This is a genomic window from Rathayibacter tanaceti, assembly GCF_009834165.1.
Classification (GTDB): Bacteria; Actinomycetota; Actinomycetes; order Actinomycetales; family Microbacteriaceae; genus Rathayibacter; species Rathayibacter tanaceti.
The window spans coordinates 1,699,318-1,714,147 of the sequence record NZ_CP047186.1 but is presented as its reverse complement, the minus strand read 5'-3'; the positions used below and the strand labels follow the sequence as shown (position 1 = coordinate 1,714,147).

The following is a 14,830-nucleotide window of genomic DNA, read 5'->3' as shown; positions in this document are numbered from 1 at the left end:
GGGCACGTCAGTGCAGAACAACACACAGGGGCAGAACACCACGCAGGGGCAGAACCCGCGGGCGCAGAGTCCATCCGCGCCGACCTCCTCCACTCCGGCCCGCCGCGATCTGCGCTGGCGCGTCGTCGACATCGTGGTGGCGAGCGTCGTCGCTGTCGCGAGCGGCATCGTCTTCTGGGCGTGGGGCCTGGCGACCAACGTGCTCGGCCTCGCCTTCGAGTTCCTTCCGGGGCTCGGCGGACTTCTCGGCGGCGGCTGGCTCTTCGCCGGCGTCCTCGGCGGCCTCATCATCCGCAAGCCTGGAGCGGCCGTCTACACCGAGCTGGTCGCTGCGGCCGTGTCGGCGCTGATCGGCACCCAGTGGGGCTTCCTGGTCCTGCTCTCCGGCCTCGTTCAGGGGCTCGGGGCCGAGATCGTGCTCGCGCTCTTCCTCTATCGCAGCGGCCGACCCCTGGTCGCGATCCTCGCCGGAGGCGGTGCCGGGCTCGCCCTCGCAATCAACGACCTGCTGTTCTACTACCCCGCGAACGACGATCTGTTCCGCACGGTCTACGTGCTGTCGTCGATCGTGTCCGGAGCGGTCCTGGCGGGTCTGCTCCCGTGGCTGGCGGTGCGAGGGCTGGCCGCCTCCGGGGCGCTCGACCGCTTCGCGTCGGGCCGAGAGGGCCGGGTGATCGAGGGAGCGGGCCCGGGCGTCCGATGAGCGGCGCCACGGTCAGGGCACGGGGCTGGAGCTGGCGGCACTCCGGTCGCGCCCGTGCGGCCGTCTCGGGGCTCGACCTGGACCTCCAGCCGGGTGAGCGGGTTCTCCTGCTCGGTCCGTCCGGGGCGGGTAAGAGCACCCTGCTGCACGCCCTCGCCGGTGTGCTCGGCAGTGTGGAGGACGGCGCTGCCGCGGGCGAGCTCGAGCTCGACGGCGGCGCGCCGCTCACCCGCCGCGGAGTCGCCGGCCTCGTCCTCCAGGACCCCGACACGCAGGCCGTCCTCGCGCGTGTCGGCGACGACGTCGCCTTCGCCTGCGAGAACTTCGGCGTCGCTCCCGGCGAGATCCCGGCGCGCGTTCGGAACGCGCTCGAGGACGTCGGACTCGATGTGCCGCTCGGGCGGTCGACCTCTGCTCTCTCCGGCGGCCAGAAGCAACGGCTCGCGCTCGCCGGCGTGCTCGCGATGCGCCCCCGTCTGCTGTTGCTCGACGAGCCCACGGCCAATCTCGATCCGGTCGGTGTGCAGGAGGTGCGCGCCGCCGTCGAGCGCACCACCGAGCGCACCGGCTCGACGCTGATCGTCGTGGAGCACCGGGTCGACGTCTGGGTCGATCTCGTCGATCGGATCGTCGTGCTCGGGCGGGACGGCGCGGTCGTCGCCGACGGCGATCCTGCTGTCGTGCTCGAGGACGCCCGCTCCGTACTGCGAACGGCGGGCGTCTGGCTGCCGGGGGAGGCTCCACAGCGTCCCTCCTCGAGCACTCTGCCCTCGCCCGCGGCGCTGAGCACTCGGGATCTCGCGATCGCCAGGCCGGTCTTCGGGCGCGTGCGACCGACGCCCCTCGCCTCCGGGCTCGAGATGGACCTCGACTCAGCCCGCGTGACCGCGGTGCTGGGGCCCAACGGCGCCGGCAAGTCGACTCTCGCACTGACCCTCGCCGGCCTGCTCGCTCCGGCAGCGGGGGAGGTCGTCGCCTCCGCCTCGGTGCGCTCCGGTGCCGGCGCGCATCCGCACCGGTGGAGCTCCCGACAGCTCGCCGAGCGTGTGGCGATGGTGTTCCAGGAGCCGGAGCACCAATTCCTCACCGCGAGGGTCCGGGCCGAGCTCGCGCTGGGGGCACGCGACGCAGCGGAGCGGCGACGGGCGGAGGACCTGCTCGAGCGCCTGGGCCTCGCCCACCTGGCCGACGCGAATCCGTTCACTCTCTCCGGCGGCGAGAAGCGTCGCCTCGCGGTCGCCTCTGCCCTGACCCGCAGGCCGCCGGTGGTGATCCTCGACGAGCCCACATTCGGGCAGGACCGACTGACCTGGGAGGTCGTCGTCGACCTCCTCGCCGAGCTGCGCGCGGACGGGCAGGCTGTGCTGGCAGTCACGCACGACGAGGCGCTGGTCACCGCGCTCGCCGACGCTGTCGTGTCCCTCGGTGCGCGGGAAGCGGTACCGGGATGACGCTGCTCGACTCCGTGCCCGCACGCGGGCGCATCGCCCGTGCGAACCCGGTGGCGAAGCTCCTCGCGAGCCTCGTCATCGCACTCGTCCTCGTCCTGACAGTCGACGCCGTCTCGGCGGCGACAGCGCTGCTTCTGGAACTTCTGGTGCTGCCCTTCGCTGGGCTGCGCGCGAGAGAGCTTCTCCGGAGGACCGCGCCGGTCTGGATCGCCGCGCCGCTGGCGGGCGTGTCCACCGTTCTCTACGGCCGCGACAGCGGGGGGCTGTACGGCGAGTTCCTGTTCGTCTCCGTCACCGAGGGCTCCGTCGCGCTCGGAACGGCGATCGCCCTGAGGGTCCTCGCGATCGGGCTGCCGAGCGTCGTCCTGATCGCCACCACCGACCCGACCGACCTGGCCGACGGTCTCGCGCAGATCTTGCGCCTCCCGGCCCGCTTCGTCCTCGGGGCGCTCGCGGGGATGCGGCTCGTAGGTCTTCTCGTCGACGACTGGCGGGCTCTCTCGATGGCCCGTCGTGCGCGGGGCGTCGCCGACGGCCGGGGCCCGGTGCGGGCGCTGCGGAGTCTCGGTTCTCGCACCTTCTCGCTCCTCGTGCTGGCGATCCGCCGCGGGAGCCGTCTGGCGACGGCGATGGAGGCGAAGGGCTTCGGGTCCGGTCTGCCGAGGACGTGGGCGCGCCGGTCCCGACTCTCCGCCGGTGATGTGCTGCTCATCGGCGGTGGCGTCGGGATCGCTGCGGCGTCGGTCGCTGCGGCCGTCATCACCGGGTCGTGGAGCTTCGTCCTGCATGGTTGATCGTGCAGAGCGGCCGCGCGGACAGCAGAAGGTGTCGCTGCCTGTGGTGCGCGGGCTCGCCCGGCTGATCGTGGCGCGCAAGATGCGCACGGTGCTCATCGACGGACCGAGCGGATCCGGTAAATCGACCGTCGCTCGGAGCCTCATGGCTGAGCTGCGCGCACGGCCACGGGTGCCGAGCGTCCACCTCGTGCAGATGGACGACCTCTACCCTGGGTGGACCGGCCTCGACGCCGCGGTGCAGGCGTCCGCCGCTGATCTGATCCGCCCGCACGCTCTTCGACTCCCGACTCACTGGCGACCCTGGAACTGGGCGAGCGGAACGACCGCCGGACGCAGGACGGTCCGCGCCCCGCTCCTCCTGCTCGAAGGCTGCGGAGCCGCCGGAGAAGCGGCGCGCAGACACGCCGACCTCGTGGTCTGGGTCGAGGCGGACGACGTGCTGCGGAGGGCGCGTGCCCTCGCGCGGGACGGCGAGCTGTTCGCGCCGCACTGGGACGCCTGGGACAGGAGCTTCCGCGACTACTGCGCCAGAGAGCAGCCCCGCGAGGGAGCCGACATCGTCCTCGACACGAGCGACGACGGGAGCCTGCGTCAGGCCCAGCCGAGCTCGTGCAGGCGCTCGTCGTCGATGCCGTAGAAGTGTGCGATCTCGTGCACGAGCGTCACGTGGATCTCCTCCCGGAGTTCGTCGAGGTCCTCGCACGCCGCGAGGTGCGGTTCGCGGAACAGCACGATCCGGTCGGGCATCTCACCGAAGCCGTAGCGCTCGCGCTCGGTCAGGGCGACGCCGTCGTAAATGCCGAGCAGATCGAGCGAGCCGTCTTCAGGCCGGTCTTCGACGACGAACACGAGGTTGTCCAGTCCGTCGACCATGTCGTCCGGCAGCGCGTCGAGCTCGGCGACGACGAGCGCCTCGAAGGCGGCCTCATCGATGTCGAGCATCGGTTTCACCTCTCTCCGGGAGATCCGGCGCATGGCACGGGAGCGCTTCCGGGCCGGGATGCGAAGAGGCCCGGAGTCTGCGACTCCGGGCCTCTTCCGCTGCATACACAGCCACTGGGGTGAGTAACGGGGCTCGAACCCGCGGCCTCCTAGACCACAACCAGGCGCTCTGCCAACTGAGCTATACCCACCAGGAGTGCGTTCCGCGAGGCGCACCCCGCGAAGCAACTGTACGAGAGTACTACATCCGAGGAGCGAACTCGTCCACCACCGCGGCCGAGACGGCCTGCACCTCGGCTGTCGTCGGGCCTGGCTCCGCCACGAACACGGCACGACGGTAGTAGCGGAGCTCACGGATGCTCTCAAGGATGTCCGCGAGGGCACGGTGACCGCCGTGCTTCGCCGGCGCGTTGAAATAGATGCGCGGGAACCAGCGGCGGGCCAGCTCCTTGATCGTGCTGACGTCGACGTTGCGGTAGTGCAGGTGGGAATCGAGCCGGGGCATGAACTTCGCGAGGAAGGCCCGGTCGGTGCCGATCGAATTGCCGGCGAGGGGGGCGTGCTGTTCGGAGGGCACGTGCTTGAGCACGTACTCGAGCACTTCGTACTCCGCCTCGGCGACACTCACGCCGGAGGGGATCTCAGTGAGCAGACCCGATGTCTCGTGCATGCTGCGCACGAAATCGCCCATGTTCTCGAGCGCGGTCGTGTCGGGCCGGATCACGATGGAGAGGCCTTCATCGAGGGGCTCGAGATCGAAGTCGGTGACGATGACGGCGATCTCGACGAGTTCGTCGACGGAGAGGTCGAGCCCCGTCATCTCGCAGTCGATCCAGACAAGACGGTCGGGGGCGCTACTCATGGCGGCAGTCTATCCGCGGGCACGGACAGCGGCGTCCGGAGCCGGTGGAGCCTCCTACACTGGACCCTCGTGATGACGCTCGTTTGCTGGACCCTGATCGTCAACGCCGTGTGGAACGCCGTCGTCTGGCCGCCGTTCCTCCGCCGCGTGCGCAGGGACCCGCGCGCCCGCGGTGTGGACGGTCGCGCGACGACCTTCCTGCGGGTTCACACCGTCCTGATCGGGATCTCGCTCGCCCTGGCCGCGATCTCCCTGGTGGTGGGCGTCCTCGGCCTGGTGCGGGGCGCCTGACCGTCCCACGACGAGGACGCCGCACTCCCGTCGCCCGGTATCCTGATCGACGCACGCCCCCGTAGCTCAGCGGATAGAGCAGGAGCCTTCTAATCTCTTGGTCGCAGGTTCGATTCCTGCCGGGGGCACCACGCTGGCGAAGGCTGTTCGCCCTTGCTCTTCTCCCTCTCCGGCAGAGTACGCACGATTCCTCCCGACCCGTTTCTCCGGTCCCGATCGGGAGCGCTGCACGATGACCTTTGCCTCCTCTTGGTCAGACCCTCTCCGGCTGCACTGTCGGGTCATCGTGTCCAGATACGGGAGTTCCTCCGCTGCCCTGCCCTTCGGATGAGGAATCGCGGGTCGTGCACCACTAACACACCGGTAAATCAGAGGCAACACCGGCGTGTTTCCCACCCGATGGCGTTTGAGTGTCGTTCAGGCACCTAGTCTTGGGGTGACCGGAATTACAACGACGTAACGAACGGAGGTACGACCATGCTGCTCCTCGCCATCCTCGGTGGAATCGCCGTCGCGTGGACGATCGTCGCGGCGCCACTCGCCGTGCTGGTCGGCCGAGTTGCCCGTGCACGAGATGCACACAGCTGAACCGTACGAGATGCACCACCCGCACGACAGAGAGGGCCCCGACCGCGTCAGCAGTCGGGGCCCTCTCTGCATCCTCCGTTCGGGAGCTCGCTCAGATCGGGTCGGTCGCAGAGACCGGCTCAGTCGGAGGGACGGCCGTCGTCGACCGAGGGCCTTCCAGCATCGTCGGCGCTGGACCTCGCGAAGCGCGCCTCGTCGGCTCGGACGACCGCATCGTCCTCGTCCGCTGAAAGGCTGCTCGGCCCCTGGTCCTGGGTAGCCTCCGTCGGCTCGGGCGTCTCGGCGGGCGCCGGCGACGATTGCTGCGAGCCCTCGACAGGAGCCGTCCGGTTGGTCTCGACGGGAGGGAGCTCCTCGACGGGACGTTCCCGAGACGTCACCTCCAGGCGGTCGACATCGGCGAGGAGCCGGCTGGTCTCGTCCTGCGACGGGTCGGCGTCTGCCGGCGGAAGAACGATGGTCGGGGTGGGTCGCTGGTACTCGTCCGGTCGCGCCGGGGCGGCTCCGACGACGACGGGCGACGCGGCCGGGGCTGCCGTGTCCGCGACGGCGGCCGGGGGCTGCTGGCCAGCGACAGGTCGGTCCGGCATCAGGAGCTGCTCGGCGTCGGTGGCCTCGGCCTCGTGGTCGCGGCCGGTCTCGGAGAAGCGCCAACGCTCGAGGTCGGCGAGAAAAGCCTTGCGTGCACGGCCGGGCCTGTCCCGCCACTGCACGAGACGGTCGCGGAACTCTCCCACGCTCGCCTGCGTCTGATAGCCGCCGGTGCTCGACGTGTGCTTCAGCTCGGCCAGTTCGTGCGCGGCCCAGTTGGCGGCGACGCCGGAGCCCTTGACCGGCAGCAGTCTGAGATGGGTCTCCGCTTGAGCAGAGGCGCGATCGCTCAACACCCGCTCGGACTGGCTCAGCACGTTCCAGGCGGAGGCGTCGACCGCTGCATCCACCAGCGTCGCGATGATCGCGTTCTTGCGCTCGTGGTCCTGCTGGCGGATCAGCCGTGCGATCGACGCGCGGAACACCGACGCGGTGACGACGACGCCGATCACCACCGCGAGCAGGATGACCGCGGCGGTGAAGATCGCCTGATGCCCGTCGCTCGTGCGGATCCAGGACAAGAACTCGTTCCACTGCATGAGGCGAACGCTAGCCGCGGCGACCTGCGCAACGGCGTCGGCACGCCGCCTGGCGGGGGATCGACCTCCTGCGGCGCGGGCCCGGACGGCCACGGGGGATCTCGCGCCCGCTCATCACCCCGGTGGGCACGGTCGCGCTGCGCTCAGGCGACCCGGAAGACCTCGACGGCGTCGTTGACGTTCCAGAACTCACCGAGCTGGGCACCCGCCGGCATTCCGGCGCGCAGCAGCCGGGCCCGGTAGCGCTCGCCCTGCGGATCGTCGACCAGCTCGATGTGGCCGACGACGGCTCCGGAACCCGTGCTGACGCGCCAGAGACGGGAGTTGACCCGGGTGAGAGTCGGCGGTGTGCGGGTCGCCTGCAGCGTGGACAAGGACATCGGTTCCTCCTGCTCGAGTCTCGGAGCACCCCTCGGCCGAGTGCTGTCGCAGACTACGGCCGACCTCCGACATCCCCGCCGGCGATCAGCGGAGGGTCGTCCCGTGCACCGCGAACTCCTCGATCGCTTCGATCTCGTCAGCGGAGAGTGGTCCGGCGTCGAGAGCGGCGACGTTCTGCTCGAGCTGCGCGACACTCGAGGCTCCGATGATCGCGCTCGTCACTGTCGGGACCCGCAGCACCCAGCTGAGCGCGAGCTGTGCAAGGGATTGCCCGCGTTGCCGGGCGAGGGCATTCAAGCCGCGAGCGCGGGTGAGGTAGTCCTCGTCGATCCGCTCCGAGGAGAGGAAGCGTGAGGTCGCCGCGCGCGACCCCTCCGGCACGGATCCGTCGAGATAACGATCGGTCAGCAGGCCCTGAGCGAGGGGCGAGAACACGATGCAGCCGGTGCCGAGCTCGTCGAGCACGGAGAAGAGGCCGTCCTCGGGTCCGCGGTCGAAGAGCGAGTAGCGCGGCTGGTGCAGAAGGAGGGGGACACCGGCAGCGGCGAGCGCCGCCTCCGCCGCACGGGTCTGCTCGGGAGAATAGTTCGAGACGCCGACGTAGAGGGCCTTACCCTGCTGGACCGCCGTGGCGAGTGCGCCCATCGTCTCCTCGACGGGTGTCTGGGGATCGGGTCGATGCGAGTAGAACACGTCGACGTAGTCGACGCCGAGCCGCTGGAGGCTCTGATCGAGCGACGAGAGCAGGTACTTCCGCGAGCCGCCGTCTCCGTACGGACCGGGCCACATGTCGTAGCCGGCCTTCGAGGAGAGAACGATCTCGTCGCGGTACGGCCGAAGGTCCTCGGCGAGGATCCGGCCGAACGCCGTCTCGGCGGCGCCGTAGGGGGGGCCGTAGTTGTTGGCGAGGTCGAAGTGGGTGATCCCCAGGTCGAAGGCGCGGCGGAGGATGGCACGCTGCGTGTCGAGCGAGCGGTCGGATCCGAAATTGTGCCAGAGCCCGAGGGAGAGGGCGGGCAACTGCAGGCCACTCCGTCCGGTGCGTCGGTAGTCCATGCGGTCGTAGCGGGTGGGGGCGGCGGCGTAGCTCACGCCGTGACTCTAATCGAGTCGGAGCCGCGCGCGGAATGCGGCGGCTCCCGAGGGTGTTTGATTCAAGGACGTGCCCGGCGCCCCGGCCGCGTCGACGCGACAGGAAGTGAGTGACCACGCAATGCGCACATTCGTACTCGCCGGAGGATGCTTCTGGTGTCTGGACGCCGTGTACCGCGTCCTCGACGGCGTGACCGAGGTCGTCTCCGGCTACACCGGCGGACGCACGACCGAGCCCGACTACGAGGACGTCTGCTCCGGACGCACCGGGCACGCCGAGGCCGTCGCGGTCACCTTCGATCCCGATGTCATCCCCGAGCAGGTCATCCTCGACGTCTTCTTCACCCTCCACGACCCGCGGCAGCTCAACCGGCAGGGCAACGATGTCGGCACGCAGTACCGTTCGGCGATGTTCTACTCGACCGACGAAGAGAAGGAGCTGTTCGAGGCCGCCCGAGATCGCGCATCGGAGTGGTGGGACGGCCAGATCGTCACGGAGATATCCCCGCTCGGCGTGTACTACCCGGCGGAGGACTACCACCAGGACTTCTTCGCGAAGAACCCCGGTCAGGGGTACTGCCTCGCTGTCGCTCTGCCCAAGGTGAACAAGATCCGGAAGTCCTACTCGACGTACATCAGGGCTTCATAGGCCTCCTCCACAGGGGCCGATATCTGCGATCCCTCCCCAGAAGGGCCCTTCTCCACCCCGGAGGCGGGCCCTTCGTCATGACACTGTTCCTGCGGCGCCCGAGTGGTACCAGCCCCCTCCACTCGGGCGTCGCACCCGGCGCATCAGCGGCGGGTGCCCAGAACGAGAGGACACCACCATGACCGACACGCTGACCGTCATCGGAGTCATCGGCACGGAGCCACGGAGCATCGACACGACGAGCGGTGCCGCGATGACCAGTTTCCGCCTCGCCTCCGCGCAGAGGCGTTACGACCGCGCCGAGCAGCGCTGGGTGGACGGCTCGACGAACTGGTACACCATCACCGCCTTCAACGGCCTGGCCGGAAACGCCCTGGCCTCGCTCGCGCGAGGCGACCGGGTGGTCGTCACCGGGCGTCTCGCGGTGAAGGCGTGGGACTCTGGAGGCAGGACGGGCACCGACGTCGTGGTCACCGCCGAGGGCATCGGCCACGATCTCGCCTGGGGAACGACGCGCTACACGAAGACCATCGCGCGCGCATCCGCTCCTCACGCCTCCGCCACGACGCCCGGGTGGAGTGAGGACCAGCCGAATGGTCACGAGGCACCGAAGGACTGGGGCGCTGCCCCCGAGAGTGCGCCGACGGCGGCCGGCGTGGAGGAGGGCGGTGCGACGCCCTCGCTAGAATCCGGTGACACCCCGTTCTGAGGGGTCGGAGCGAGGTCCGCTCCTGTCAGGAGGAACCGGGTGAGGACACAGACGCAACGGCTCCGGCTCGTACTCGCGATCGGCGCCCTGACCCTCGTCCTCGTCGGCTGCACGGAGTCGGATGTGACGGAGCCTCTCACCACCCCCAGCTCCGCGGAGGCCTCGAGTGCGGCCCCCGCACCGGTCGCCTACCTCGCGGGCGGCACCGCCGAGCAGAACCTCCCGGTCTTCGATCGGACACTGCGCGATGTCGCCGAAGCGGATCCGCAGGTGGCGGGCTCTGCGGTCGTCGACGCACTCGTCGCGGCGGGCTTCCCCCGCGACTCGATGCAAAGGACGGCCGATGAGACCTCCGTAGGCCTGGACGCCGATTCGGTCCAGGTTGCGGTGAAGCTCGGCGACTCCTGCCTGGTCGGTCAGTACGGTCCGCGCAGCGGCGGCGTGCGTGCGGTCGTCGCGGCGCCGATCGCGACGGGTGCCTGCCTGATCGGACGCACTGTTCCTGTCGACGGCTGATCCGCAGTGATCCGCGGCCGGTCGAGCGATCTCGAGGGCCGGAGATGCGGACGCTCCGCGGGTCGGCGGGGTCTTCTCGCGCGATAGTCGGAAGCATCCCGATCATCAGCGCGCTCGATGATGTTCACTGGGAAGTCGGAGAACCGCTCACCGGCTCTCCGTCGAGTCGCCGAATGATCTCTCCAGCGAAGAGGAGTGTTCCGAAGAATTCTCCGAACCTCTTCACCCGTCGATCTCCGCCGTGCGATGCGGGGAATTGCAGTGCCGGATAGGATTCGATGTCTGATCAGTGGCGAGCTCCTGTGCGGCGCTTCGCGAGATCGACGCTCCGACGGCTGACGTCGGTGCACCACGACGACGGGGGAGCCACCGTATGACCGCTGACCGATCGCACCGGACGCCCCGAGCGAGATGGCTGCGCACGGCGATAGCGGCGGCAGGCGTCGCCGCTCTCGTCGCCGCGGGCGTGACCAGCGGAGCAGGGACGGCCTCCGCGGTCACCCGCTCCGTCTTCGTGGCGGGTTCGCCGTACGACTGGTCCATCACCGAGGACTACGCGGCCGCGCAGGTCGCCCCGGTCGCGGGCAACGCGACCGAGCTCGAGGTCACCCTCTCCTCGTCGGCGCGACCGAGCACGCCCTACCCGGACTTCTCCCAGGTCCAGTGGGCGCTCGGGGGCAGTGCCCTGACAGGCACGAGCACCCTGACCGGCGGCAGTCGGACGTTCCGCATTTCGATGAACCGCACGCTCTCCTCCTTCGGAGGCGGGACCGTCCCACTGCGGATCAGCGCGCAGAAGGAGCCGCTCAGCTCCGTCACGCTGCCGCTGGGCCAGCCGTTCGACATCGGGTACGACCTGTTCACCACCGCGATCCTGACCATCGGACCTGGCACAGGGGGCACGCTCGGACGCGTCGACCTGTCGGCCGACGCCGCATCTCTCCAGCGGGGCGGATCGTTCTGGGGCGGCAACGCCTCTGCGACCGACATCGCGGGCAGCGACGTCGTCGTCCTCGAGACCAGCGTGCCCGGCTTCTTCGATCTGCAGGGCATCAGCGCGAACGTCGGTCCCAGCAGGTCGGAGCGGGTGCCGGCGCAGGCCGTCGTCGACAGTGACAAGTCCTCGATCGCGGTGACCATACCCGCCGAGGCCTACAGCGCTTTCGCCGGCAGGACGGGCAGTGCAGTGCAGGTGTCCGGCGTGAGCCGGGGCGGCACGCAGCCCGCAGGCGCCACCGTGAACGTCGATACGGCCGTCCGCGTGACGGGAGCGGGTCCGACCACACCGCCCACGACTCCGCCCACGCCGACTGCTACGCCCACGCCGACCGCCACGCCTACGCCGACTGCCACGCCCACGCCGACGCCTACCGCGACGCCCGTGCCCGGCAAGCCGACCGTCTCGCGCATCGCCGGGACCGACCGCCAGGGCACTGCGGTCGCCGTCTCGAAGCGCACCTTCGGGTCGAACGTCCCCGTCGTCTACATCGCCACGGGCGAGAACTTTCCCGACGCGCTCAGCGCAGGTCCCGCCGCCGCGAAGCAGGGCGGGCCGCTGCTGCTCGTCGATCGCGGATCGATGAGCCAGGTGGTGCGGGATGAGCTCATCCGCCTGAAGCCCGCGAAGATCGTCGTCGTCGGATCCGAACTCAGCGTCGGCAACCAGGTCTACGCGGAGCTCGCGGGCTATGCGAAGAACCGTGACATCAGGCGCCTGGGCGGCGTCGACCGGTACGACACGTCGAAGCTGATCATGCAGTACGCGTTCTCCGGCGGATCGTCGAGGGCCTGGCTCGCGACGGGCGAGAAGTTCCCGGATGCTCTGAGCGCCAGCGCGGCGGCGGGCTCGGTCGACTCCCCGGTCGTCCTCGTCAACGGGACTCTGAGCGCTGCCGACCCAGTCACCCGCGGGATCGTCAGCGGTCTGGGGGTGATGACCCTCACCATCGCGGGCTCCGAGCTCTCGGTGAGCGCGGGCATCGAGAGCTCGCTGCCGGTGCCGACGATCACGCGCATCGGCGGAATCGACCGGTACGACACCTCCGAGAAGCTGAACAGGGCGGCTTTCACCTCGGCGAAGACGGTCTACCTCGCCACCGGCGAGAAGTTCCCCGACGCCCTCGCCGGAGCAGCGGCGGCCGGATACACGAGCAGCCCGCTCTTCGCTGTCCAGCCGACCTGCGTGCCCCGTGCTGTGCTGGCCGACATCACCTCGTCCGGCGCCACCGAGGTCATCCTGCTCGGCAGCGCTGCGACACTGTCCGACTCCGTCGCGGCTTTGACGCCCTGCGGCTGAGACGCTCCTCCTGTCGATGACGGGCCTCCGCCCGCCCAGCCGACCTGCGCCGGAGGGGTGGGCGGAGGCGGCCCGCGCGGCCGACGCACGACACCGACTTCCCGTTATCCTCGATACGTGCGGACGGTCACGCGCCCCGCGTACCGCGTCGGGGCCAGGCCGGCGTTGCTTCCCCGCCCCAGACTCCGACAGCCCTGTGGCGCGGAGCGTGCGGCGAGCGGGCGTCGCGACTCCGCGCAGACCTTCGGAACGTGAGGATTTGGTGTGGCTGAATACATTTACTCGATGGTGCGCGCTCGGAAAGCGGTCGGCGACAAGCTGATCCTGGACGACGTCACCATGTCGTTCCTGCCGGGCGCGAAGATCGGCGTGGTCGGCCCCAACGGCGCCGGCAAGTCGACGATCCTCAAGATCATGGCGGGGCTCGACACCCCCAGCAACGGAGAGGCGCGGCTCAGCCCGGGCTACTCCGTCGGCATCCTGATGCAGGAGCCCGAGCTCGACGAAACGAAGACTGTACTCGAGAACGTGCAGGAGGGCGTCGGCGAGATCAAGGCCAAGATCGATCGCTTCAACGAGATCTCCCTGGCGATGGCGGATCCGGATGCGGACTTCGACAGCCTGCTCGCCGAGATGGGAACCCTCCAGGAGGCCATCGACGCCGCGGACGCGTGGGACCTCGACTCCCAGCTCGAGCAGGCCATGGACGCGCTACGGACCCCGCCGGGGGACTCCCTCGTCACGAACCTCTCCGGAGGCGAGAAGCGCCGAGTGGCGCTGACGAAGCTGCTGCTCCAGAAGCCCGATCTGCTGCTGCTCGACGAGCCCACGAACCACCTCGATGCCGAGAGCGTGCTCTGGCTCGAGCAGTTCCTCTCGAAGTACCCCGGCGCCGTGCTCGCCGTCACCCACGACCGGTACTTCCTCGACAATGTCGCGGAATGGATCGCCGAGGTCGATCGCGGTCACCTCTACCCCTACGAGGGCAACTACTCCACCTACCTCGAGAAGAAGCAGGCGCGTCTCGAGGTGCAGGGCAAGAAGGACGCGAAGCTCGCCAAGCGCCTCAGCACAGAGCTCGACTGGGTCCGCAGCAATGCGAAGGGCCGTCAGGCCAAGTCGAAGGCCCGCCTTGCCCGCTACGAGGAGATGGCGGCCGAGGCCGAGAAGACGCGTGTCCTCGACTTCGAGGAGATCGTGATCCCGGTCGGCCCTCGACTGGGCGCCCAGGTGATCGATGCGAAGAAACTGCACAAGCAATTCGGCGAGCGGGTCCTCATCGAGGACCTCAGCTTCACCCTGCCCCGCAACGGCATCGTCGGCGTCATCGGCCCCAACGGAGTCGGCAAGACCACGCTGTTCAAGACGATCGTCGGGTTCGAGCCCCTCGACTCCGGCGACCTCAAGATCGGCGAGACGGTCGACATCTCGTACGTCGACCAGAGCCGCGGCGGCATCGATCCGAGCAAGAACCTCTGGGAGGTCGTCTCTGACGGCCACGACTACATCACGGTCGGCAAGACGGAGATCCCCTCGCGCGCCTACGTCTCGCAGTTCGGCTTCAAGGGGCCCGACCAGCAGAAGAAGGCGGGCGTGCTCTCCGGTGGAGAGCGCAACCGCCTCAACCTCGCCCTGACGCTCAAGCAGGGCGGCAACCTCCTCCTGCTCGACGAGCCGACCAACGACCTCGACGTCGAGACCCTCGGCAGCCTCGAGAACGCGCTGCTCGAGTTCCCCGGCTGCGCCGTGGTGATCACCCACGACCGGTGGTTCCTCGATCGGATCGCGACGCACATCCTCGCCTACGAGGGCACGGAGGAGGACCCCGCGAACTGGTACTGGTTCGAGGGCAACTTCGAGGCCTACGAGGAGAACAAGATCGAGCGCCTGGGCCCCGACGCCGCGAAGCCGCACCGCTCGGCCTACCGCAAGCTCACCCGCGACTGATGCGCCTGCACGTCGCCATTCCGCTCCGCTGGTCGGACTTCGACGCCTACGCGCACGTCAACAACGCCGAGATGCTGCACCTGCTCGAGGAAGCGCGGATCCAGGCGTTCTGGCGGCCCGATTCGCCGGGCGAGGGCGGGCAGGCGACGGCGGTGCTCGACGCCAGGCCGGGTGCGCCCACCATCACTCTGATCGCGCGACAGGAGGTCGAGTACGTCGCACCGATCCCCTACATGAAGGCTCCGATCGACGTCGAGCTGTGGATCGGGCGGATCGGCGGCGCGAGCCTCGAGGTCTGCTATGAGCTGTACTCACCGGACGGCGTCTCGCCTCGGGTTCTCTACACCCGGGCGATGACGACACTCGTCATGGTGACGGCGGCGACCGGGCGCCCGGAGCGCATCTCGGACGCGCTCCGTGAGGCCTGGGACCCGTACGTCGAGGAGACGATCGCCTTCTCGAAGCGGAGCTGAGGG

16 protein-coding genes and 2 tRNA genes are annotated in these 14,830 nt (G+C 69.4%); 12 read left to right on the top strand and 6 right to left on the bottom strand.

Annotated elements, in window-relative coordinates; genetic code table 11:
* The first annotated feature begins 10 nt into the window (after positions 1–10).
* The 4 genes from GSU10_RS08065 to GSU10_RS08050 are packed head-to-tail and all read left to right on the top strand — an operon-like array spanning position 11 to position 3,588.
* Positions 11–703 (top strand): ECF transporter S component, encoded by a 693-nt coding sequence (locus tag GSU10_RS08065; protein ID WP_422395419.1) that lies wholly within the window; start codon positions 11–13, stop codon positions 701–703.
* On the top strand, positions 700–2,154 hold the full coding sequence (locus tag GSU10_RS08060; protein WP_068207403.1) for an ABC transporter ATP-binding protein: 1,455 nt from the start codon (positions 700–702) through the stop codon (positions 2,152–2,154). Before GSU10_RS08065 ends, GSU10_RS08060 begins: the two co-directional genes overlap by 4 nt.
* Positions 2,151–2,948, top strand: a complete 798-nt coding sequence (locus GSU10_RS08055; protein ID WP_132504257.1) for an energy-coupling factor transporter transmembrane component T family protein — start codon at positions 2,151–2,153, stop codon at positions 2,946–2,948. The genes GSU10_RS08060 and GSU10_RS08055 overlap by 4 nt, the downstream gene beginning before the upstream one ends.
* A complete protein-coding gene (locus GSU10_RS08050; RefSeq protein ID WP_153038767.1) occupies positions 2,941–3,588 on the top strand; it encodes a nucleoside/nucleotide kinase family protein in 648 nt (215 codons plus the stop codon). The genes GSU10_RS08055 and GSU10_RS08050 overlap by 8 nt, the downstream gene beginning before the upstream one ends.
* Here GSU10_RS08050 and GSU10_RS08045 read toward each other — a convergent pair.
* From GSU10_RS08045 to orn, 3 genes are all read right to left on the bottom strand, one after another.
* Entirely contained in the window at positions 3,543–3,893 is a 351-nt protein-coding gene (locus GSU10_RS08045; protein WP_068207449.1) for a metallopeptidase family protein, read from the bottom strand. The two genes, GSU10_RS08050 and GSU10_RS08045, sit on opposite strands and share 46 nt — an antisense overlap.
* Before the next feature lie 115 nt (positions 3,894–4,008).
* Positions 4,009–4,084, bottom strand: a tRNA-His gene (locus GSU10_RS08040).
* Positions 4,085–4,134: 50 nt separating this feature from the next.
* Positions 4,135–4,755: an oligoribonuclease gene (orn, locus tag GSU10_RS08035; RefSeq protein WP_068207398.1), complete on the bottom strand. Its 621-nt coding sequence runs from the start codon at positions 4,753–4,755 to the stop codon at positions 4,135–4,137.
* Between the two features lie 72 nt (positions 4,756–4,827).
* Here orn and GSU10_RS08030 point away from each other — a divergent pair, with 72 nt between their 5' ends.
* A complete protein-coding gene (locus GSU10_RS08030) occupies positions 4,828–5,046 on the top strand; it encodes an SCO4848 family membrane protein (protein WP_068207395.1) in 219 nt (72 codons plus the stop codon).
* Between the two features lie 55 nt (positions 5,047–5,101).
* Positions 5,102–5,177: transfer RNA gene (locus tag GSU10_RS08025), tRNA-Arg, on the top strand.
* A gap of 576 nt (positions 5,178–5,753) precedes the next feature.
* Here the strand turns inward: GSU10_RS08025 and GSU10_RS08020 are convergent.
* From GSU10_RS08020 to GSU10_RS08010, 3 genes are all read right to left on the bottom strand, one after another.
* Complete coding sequence (locus GSU10_RS08020) at positions 5,754–6,764, bottom strand: hypothetical protein (protein ID WP_132504263.1); 1,011 nt, start codon at positions 6,762–6,764, stop codon at positions 5,754–5,756.
* Between the two features lie 143 nt (positions 6,765–6,907).
* Positions 6,908–7,144 carry a hypothetical protein gene (locus tag GSU10_RS08015; protein ID WP_068207390.1) on the bottom strand — a complete coding sequence of 79 codons (237 nt, stop codon included), beginning with the start codon at positions 7,142–7,144 and terminating at the stop codon, positions 6,908–6,910.
* A gap of 85 nt (positions 7,145–7,229) precedes the next feature.
* Complete coding sequence (locus tag GSU10_RS08010) at positions 7,230–8,237, bottom strand: aldo/keto reductase (RefSeq protein WP_068207387.1); 1,008 nt, start codon at positions 8,235–8,237, stop codon at positions 7,230–7,232.
* 121 nt (positions 8,238–8,358) lie between these two features.
* Here GSU10_RS08010 and msrA point away from each other — a divergent pair, with 121 nt between their 5' ends.
* The 6 genes from msrA (at position 8,359) to GSU10_RS07980 (ending at position 14,827) form a co-directional block, all read left to right on the top strand.
* Positions 8,359–8,886: a peptide-methionine (S)-S-oxide reductase MsrA gene (gene msrA / locus GSU10_RS08005; protein WP_068207384.1), complete on the top strand. Its 528-nt coding sequence runs from the start codon at positions 8,359–8,361 to the stop codon at positions 8,884–8,886.
* A gap of 178 nt (positions 8,887–9,064) precedes the next feature.
* Positions 9,065–9,595 carry a single-stranded DNA-binding protein gene (locus GSU10_RS08000; protein ID WP_068207381.1) on the top strand — a complete coding sequence of 177 codons (531 nt, stop codon included), beginning with the start codon at positions 9,065–9,067 and terminating at the stop codon, positions 9,593–9,595.
* Between the two features lie 39 nt (positions 9,596–9,634).
* Entirely contained in the window at positions 9,635–10,111 is a 477-nt protein-coding gene (locus GSU10_RS07995; RefSeq protein WP_068207378.1) for a DUF6993 domain-containing protein, read from the top strand.
* Positions 10,112–10,484: 373 nt separating this feature from the next.
* Entirely contained in the window at positions 10,485–12,407 is a 1,923-nt protein-coding gene (locus tag GSU10_RS07990; protein WP_068207375.1) for a cell wall-binding repeat-containing protein, read from the top strand.
* Between the two features lie 264 nt (positions 12,408–12,671).
* The gene (gene ettA, locus GSU10_RS07985; RefSeq protein ID WP_068207373.1) at positions 12,672–14,354 is read left to right on the top strand and encodes an energy-dependent translational throttle protein EttA; all 1,683 of its coding nucleotides are present in this window, start codon (positions 12,672–12,674) and stop codon (positions 14,352–14,354) included.
* Complete coding sequence (locus GSU10_RS07980; RefSeq protein ID WP_068207371.1) at positions 14,354–14,827, top strand: acyl-CoA thioesterase; 474 nt, start codon at positions 14,354–14,356, stop codon at positions 14,825–14,827. The genes ettA and GSU10_RS07980 overlap by 1 nt, the downstream gene beginning before the upstream one ends.
* Positions 14,828–14,830: the final 3 nt, after the last annotated feature.

What these genes read in the sequence shown, in the direction of transcription:
- GSU10_RS08060 (WP_068207403.1), top strand. Translation starts at nt 700, where the DNA reads ATGAGCGGCGCCACGGTCAGGGCACGGGGCTGGAGCTGGCGGCACTCC.
- GSU10_RS08000 (WP_068207381.1), top strand. Translation starts at nt 9,065, where the DNA reads ATGACCGACACGCTGACCGTCATCGGAGTCATCGGCACGGAGCCACGG.
- msrA (WP_068207384.1), top strand. Translation starts at nt 8,359, where the DNA reads ATGCGCACATTCGTACTCGCCGGAGGATGCTTCTGGTGTCTGGACGCC.
- GSU10_RS08050 (WP_153038767.1), top strand. Translation starts at nt 2,941, where the DNA reads ATGGTTGATCGTGCAGAGCGGCCGCGCGGACAGCAGAAGGTGTCGCTG.
- GSU10_RS08055 (WP_132504257.1), top strand. Translation starts at nt 2,151, where the DNA reads ATGACGCTGCTCGACTCCGTGCCCGCACGCGGGCGCATCGCCCGTGCG.
- GSU10_RS08020 (WP_132504263.1), bottom strand. Translation starts at nt 6,764, where the DNA reads ATGCAGTGGAACGAGTTCTTGTCCTGGATCCGCACGAGCGACGGGCAT.
- GSU10_RS08015 (WP_068207390.1), bottom strand. Translation starts at nt 7,144, where the DNA reads ATGTCCTTGTCCACGCTGCAGGCGACCCGCACACCGCCGACTCTCACC.
- GSU10_RS08045 (WP_068207449.1), bottom strand. Translation starts at nt 3,893, where the DNA reads ATGCTCGACATCGATGAGGCCGCCTTCGAGGCGCTCGTCGTCGCCGAG.
- GSU10_RS07980 (WP_068207371.1), top strand. Translation starts at nt 14,354, where the DNA reads ATGCGCCTGCACGTCGCCATTCCGCTCCGCTGGTCGGACTTCGACGCC.
- GSU10_RS07990 (WP_068207375.1), top strand. Translation starts at nt 10,485, where the DNA reads ATGACCGCTGACCGATCGCACCGGACGCCCCGAGCGAGATGGCTGCGC.
- orn (WP_068207398.1), bottom strand. Translation starts at nt 4,755, where the DNA reads ATGAGTAGCGCCCCCGACCGTCTTGTCTGGATCGACTGCGAGATGACG.
- GSU10_RS08030 (WP_068207395.1), top strand. Translation starts at nt 4,828, where the DNA reads ATGACGCTCGTTTGCTGGACCCTGATCGTCAACGCCGTGTGGAACGCC.